Here is a 1,240-nt window from a genome sequence, read left to right on the forward strand (position 1 = left end):
GGACGGCGAGGGCTATGCTGGCCCGCTGCTGATGCTCGATGGCGAGTCCGCCCCGATTGCCCTGGGTGGCGATGGCGTGGCGTACAACGCTGCCCTCGTTGGCGATTCCGACAATGCATTCGGCTTTGCCCTGTGGCCGCTGCTGGCCGGCCTGGCCGGTGTGGGCGCCGCTGCTGCCATCATTCACCACAACCGGGATGATGACCACAAGAGCACGACCAAGACCAGTCCTGCGCCGACCAATGCCAAGGTTACCGACCACGTCGGCCCGATCCAGGGCGATCTGGCCGATGGCGCAGTCACCGATGACCCCCGCCCGAGCATTTCGGGCGATGGTGTACCTGGCGCAATCATCCATATTGTCGATAACGGTGTCGAAATCGGCACCACCACAGTCGGCCCGGATGGCAAGTGGGAGTTCATTCCCACCAGCGATCTGAGCGACGGTGGTCACAGCATCGATATCACCCAGAACGTCCCCGGCGAAAACCCCAGCGTTCCGGTGCATGTGATCGACTTCGATGTCGATACCATCCCGCCTGCCGTTCCGGTGATCAGCGACGTCATCAATGATCTCGACCCGGCCCACCCGATTCACGTCGAGCCTAACGCCCCGACCAACGACAACACCCCGGTGATTTCCGGCGGTGGTGCCGAGCCGGGCGACACCATTCATGTGATCGACAACGGCAAGGAAATCGGTACTGCCGTGGTGGATCCCAACGGTAACTGGAGCTTTACCCCGGACTCTCCGCTGGCCGATGGCGAGCATGACATTACCGTGGTCGCCGAAGACCCGGCGGGTAACTCGAGCGAGCCGTCGGCTCCGTATCCGATCATCATCGACACAACTCCCGTCGTTGGCGGGCTGACGTTTGATGTCGTGGCTGGCGATGACATCGTCAATGCGGCCGAAGCCGCCGCCATGCTGACCATCTCGGGCGGTTCCACCGGCGCGCGCGCCGGGGATGTGGTGACCCTGATCATCAATGGTAACCACTACAGTACGACCGTCGGTGCGGACGGGCGCTGGAGCATTGCCAATGTCCCGGGTTCCGATCTTGTCGCTGACACCGCCCATCGCATCGAGGGTGTGCTGGTCGCGACCAACGAGGCGGGCAGCCGGGATGTCGTGGTGACCTACCATCTCTACGACGTGGACACCCAGGCACCGGATGCGCCGGATGCCTGGCTCGACCCGGCATCCGATTCGGGCGTTGTGGGCGATAACATCACCAAT

The 1,240-nt window shown here is 63.1% G+C and carries 1 protein-coding gene; it reads left to right on the forward strand.

The annotated features are described in order from the left end of the window. Positions 1-1,240, forward strand: a 1,240-nt coding sequence (locus N5C91_RS31790; RefSeq protein ID WP_279834504.1) for an Ig-like domain-containing protein, incomplete at both ends; no start/stop codon positions are given.

Source organism: Pseudomonas sp. GD03903 (assembly GCF_029840045.1).
Taxonomy (GTDB): Bacteria; Pseudomonadota; Gammaproteobacteria; order Pseudomonadales; family Pseudomonadaceae; genus Pseudomonas; species Pseudomonas pseudonitroreducens.